Source organism: Parvibaculum sp. (genome assembly GCF_030651915.1).
Taxonomy (GTDB): Bacteria; Pseudomonadota; Alphaproteobacteria; order Parvibaculales; family Parvibaculaceae; genus Parvibaculum.
On the sequence record NZ_JAUSBV010000003.1, the window covers coordinates 1 to 3,968 of the forward strand.

The 3,968-nt window shown below is 65.2% G+C and carries 5 protein-coding genes; 1 reads left to right on the forward strand and 4 read right to left on the reverse strand.

Annotated elements, in window-relative coordinates; genetic code table 11:
• From Q7V31_RS03795 to Q7V31_RS03805, 3 genes are all read right to left on the reverse strand, one after another.
• The coding region (locus Q7V31_RS03795; protein ID WP_304732508.1) for a type I restriction-modification system subunit M N-terminal domain-containing protein at positions 1–606 on the reverse strand (606 nt) is incomplete at its 3' end.
• 375 nt (positions 607–981) lie between these two features.
• The gene (locus Q7V31_RS03800; protein WP_304732509.1) at positions 982–1,587 is read right to left on the reverse strand and encodes a hypothetical protein; all 606 of its coding nucleotides are present in this window, start codon (positions 1,585–1,587) and stop codon (positions 982–984) included.
• A gap of 304 nt (positions 1,588–1,891) precedes the next feature.
• Positions 1,892–2,728 carry an amidohydrolase family protein gene (locus Q7V31_RS03805; RefSeq protein ID WP_304732510.1) on the reverse strand — a complete coding sequence of 279 codons (837 nt, stop codon included), beginning with the start codon at positions 2,726–2,728 and terminating at the stop codon, positions 1,892–1,894.
• Positions 2,729–2,816: 88 nt separating this feature from the next.
• On the opposite strand from Q7V31_RS03805, the gene Q7V31_RS03810 reads away from it, so the two are divergent.
• A complete protein-coding gene (locus Q7V31_RS03810) occupies positions 2,817–3,254 on the forward strand; it encodes a MarR family winged helix-turn-helix transcriptional regulator (RefSeq protein WP_304732511.1) in 438 nt (145 codons plus the stop codon).
• Between the two features lie 24 nt (positions 3,255–3,278).
• Here the strand turns inward: Q7V31_RS03810 and Q7V31_RS03815 are convergent.
• Positions 3,279–3,968 (reverse strand): DUF3387 domain-containing protein (locus tag Q7V31_RS03815; protein ID WP_304732512.1); only part of this gene is annotated, 690 nt, incomplete at its 5' end.

Sequence of the window (3,968 nt, forward strand, 5' to 3'; positions counted from 1 at the left end):
GACGGAGCGCGGCGTGTAGAACTCGCCGCCGCGCTTGCCTTCCGAGCCCGCGAACTGGCCGAGGAAATATTCATAGACGCGGCCGAGCACGTCGCGCGACTGGCCCTTTTCCTGACCCAGCGTAATACCGGAAATGAGATCGATCAGCTCGCCGAGCATGACGGCGTTGAGCGCGGGGCGCGCATATTCCTTCGGCAGCACGCCCTTCAGGCTCTCATTGCGCTTTTCGATGGCGATCATCGCCTCGTCGATCAGCTTGCCGATGCCGGGCTGTTTCGCGTTCGACTGCAGATGCGACCAGCGCGCTTCCTTCGGCACCCAGAAGATGTTGTCGGCGGCGTATTCGTCGGGGTCTTCCGATGGCTTGATCGGGGTGTTTTCGGGAACCCCCTTGTCGTCCTCAAGCAAGACCAAACGGCGGGCTTCAAAGCTGTCAGAAATGTGCTTCAGGAAGATCAGGCCCAGCGCGACATGCTTGTAGTCCGACGGCTCCATGTTGCCGCGCAGCTTGTCGGCAGTCTTGAAAAGCTCCGCCTCGAAGCCGAGATCGCCGCCATTGCCATTGGCGCGGGCCGGCTTTGCCTGCTTTTTCGGTGTTTTCGCCATTCCGCCCCGCCTCGTTTCCATTCGTCGGAACGGGCGCGTTCGCGCGCCGTTCCGACGCGCATGCCCGCTCCCTGCCCTGACCGCAGTTTGACCAATATGAGCGCGGGCGCAACGGCGGGAGGGGGATTGGCCGGAAAAGTGCGGCCAGCTCCTTTCCTCCCACCCGCCCCTTGGGGGCGGGTCGACAATTTGTGAGCGTCAGCGAACAAATTTCGGGGCGGGGTCGCGGCGGTGACGGCATCGTAGAACGACAGGAGGTGCGTTGACGCGCTTCAGCGCCCCCGCCCCAAACGGGCTTCGCCCGTTTGACCCGCCCCCCAGGGGCGGGTGGAAAGAAGGAAGAAAGGCTCCGGCCTCCGCCGGGCCGGTTTCACCTCATTCGAAAATCGACAGGACCAGCCCGAAGACGCCGAAGGCGATGATCGCGTAGGCGAGCCAGACCACGCTGAGCGGAATGAGCGGCAGCAGGATGCGGACGGCGAAATATCTCTCGAGCAGACGCAGCCAGAAGATGCCGGCAATGCCGGAGGCGATGACGATGAGGGCGAAGGCCCACATCACGCCGTCTGCAAGCCCGCCGAGCAGCCAGGTCAGCAGCAGGAAGGTGACGACGGGGCCGATCGCGGCAAGGACCGTCGCCAGCACGCCGCCGACACCGGCGGTCAGCGACAGCAGCATTTGCAGATAGGTCTCCTGCGCCAGCGCCGCCTGTTCGGCCGCGAGCTGCGCCTGCGCCGCCCTGGCGGCCTCCGCGCCTTCGATGCGGCCGGCAACACCGGCCATCGCGCGCCCGCCGGCGGCACCCGCCTTGCGGACCATGAGCGTCAGGTAGCGCAGCGCCAGCAGCACCGCCATGACCGGCAGCAGCACATAGGGAATGCTTTCGAGAATGCCGATCATGCCCCAGGACACCAGCAGCGCCGCAAGCGGCAGACCGAAGACAAGACCGAATATGGCAGCAAAGATAAGGTTCTTTTTCACGACGCTCTCCCTTGTGGCCGCGCAAACTGCCACAGCGCGGCGCGCAATCGCAACCCTCGTTCGGGAGATGGAGCGAGGCGCGCGCCTTGTGCCGCTGCGCCGGTGACGGCGCTTGAGGAGTCATGGTCGGAGCGCTGAATCCGGACGGCCCCCTCACCCTTCCCACCGACGCGGCTTCGCCGCATCGGCGGGCCCCTTCCCTCTCCCCGATGGGGAGAGGGATTGAAGTGGCGAGTTTTCTTTCCCTCTCCCCTCCGGGGAGAGGGAGGGAGCCGTCGTCAGACGGCGGAAGGGTGAGGGGCCTTCAGAGCTTGAACACGCGCCTTGCATTGCCGGCGAGGAAGGCGTCCGCCTGCGCTTCGTCGAGCCCGAGCGCATCCAATTCCGCCAGGCATTTTTTCGGCGACAGCATCGGCCAGTTGGTGCCGAACATGACGCGGGAAGCGCCGACGGTTTTCATGTAGTCGACGAAGGAAGCCGGCAGGCGGTGCACCGCATAGGCGGACGTGTCGACATGGAAATTGCGGAACTTGATCGTCAGGGTGATCAATTCGTCGATCCAGGGAAAGCCGACATGGCCGCCGACGACGACAAGCTCCGGGAAGTCGAGCAGCACGTCTTCGAGATAGGGGATCAGCCTTCCGGTTTCGGAGCGCAGCAACGGCCCCGTGTGCCCGATCTGCGTGCAGAGCGGCACGCCGAGCTCGACGCAGGCCGCATAAAGCGGATAGTAGCGCCGGTCGTTGGGCGGCAGGTCCCAGAGCCAGGGCACGACGCGCACGCCGACGAAACGCTCGCCATCGACCCAGCGGCGGATCTCGCGCGCGGCCTCGGCCGGATTGCGGATATCGGCGCTGGCAAGGCCGCGCAGCCGCGCCGGCGCGACGTCGATCTGCGCCGCCACTTCTTCATTCGTAATCAGCGGCCCTTGCGGCCCGTACCAGGCCGAAAGCAGCGAAATGCCGACGCCGCCGGCATCCATCGCCGCCAGCGTTTGTTCGACGCTGGGCACCAGCGGCTTGCCCTCCTGCCCCGTCCAGCGCAGCAGCGTCGCCAGCCAGGGCTGGGCGGCCATGCGCTCTGTTGTAACCTGCGCCCAGACGTCTATTGCGCCCCCGATCGCACCATCGACCCGGCCCATGTTTCGCTCCTGTCAATTACTACACTAGTGTAGTATATTCATGGAAAGCGACGGGCCGTCAACCCGCATTGGAAAGGCTCGGGCACCCATGCCGGCAAAAGAGCAGCGCTTCTTCTTTTTGATTCAGACCGCCGCCCACCGGCTGAAAATGCGGGCCGACGCCGAAATGCTGGCGGCGGGGGGCCTGACGACATCGCAGGCGGCCGTGATGGCGATCGTCTGCGCCGAAGGCCGCGTGTCGCAGCGCGAGATCGCCAGCCGCCTCAAGCAGCGCGAAAGCGCCGTGGGCGCGATGGCCGAACGGCTGCTGAAGGCGGGCTACATCACCAGGACCCGCTCGGCGAGCGACAAGCGCGCCTGGACGCTGGCGCCGACACGCGCCGGCCGGCGCGCCTTCGACGCCATGGGCGCCGCCTTTGCCGGCATCAACGCGCTGATCGACGAGGCCTTTCCCGGCACCGACATCGACCGCGCGGCAAAGGGGCTGAGAAGGTTGATCGGCTTGCTGGAGGCGGAGGGGGAGTGAGGGGGGAGAGGACCGCCCTTCCGCTCACTGCGCCCAGTTGGCGGAGAGCGCTTCTGCTTGCCGAAGCACCGTTTGCACCGCCGCGTCCTGAAGATCGGGCGGGTACCCGTGCTTGCGCAGGATTCGCTTCACCAGCACGCGCATGCGTGCCCGCGCACTTTCGCGATGCGACCAGTCCACCGAAACGCTGCCCTTGAGACTTTCGAGAAGTTCATGCGCGATCAGCTTGAGGGAGTCGTTGCCCATCGCCTCGACCGCGCTCTCGTTTTCGGCGAGCGCGTCGTAGAAGGCGATTTCGTCCTGCGAGAGCCCCTCCTCCTCGCCGCGCCGCCGGGCGGCGCGAACCTCTTTGGCAAGGTCGATCAATTCCTGCATCACTTCGACCGTGCTGATCGCATTGGTGTGATAGCGGGCGATGGCGGCTTCGAGGCGTTCGGAAAAGCGTTTGGTCTCGACGATGTTGGTCTTGCTGCGCGAACGGATTTCGTCGTTGAGAAGCTTGCGCAAGGCTTCAAGCGCCAAGTTCTTCTTTTCGAGCTGCTGAACCTCGGCAAGGAACTCGTCCGACAGGATCGAAATATCGGGCGTCGTGATCCCGGCGGCAGCGAGGATGTCGACGATCTCGGTCGAGACGACGGCACGGTCGAGAATCTGCTGGATGGCGAATTCGCGATCTGCACCGGCGAGCCCCGTTGGATCGGCGGATTTCACCAG

Bases quoted from the DNA above. Each gene is read 5' to 3' on its own strand.
- Q7V31_RS03805 (WP_304732510.1), bottom strand. From the start codon at position 2,728: ATGGGCCGGGTCGATGGTGCGATCGGGGGCGCAATAGACGTCTGGGCG.
- Q7V31_RS03810 (WP_304732511.1), top strand. From the start codon at position 2,817: ATGCCGGCAAAAGAGCAGCGCTTCTTCTTTTTGATTCAGACCGCCGCC.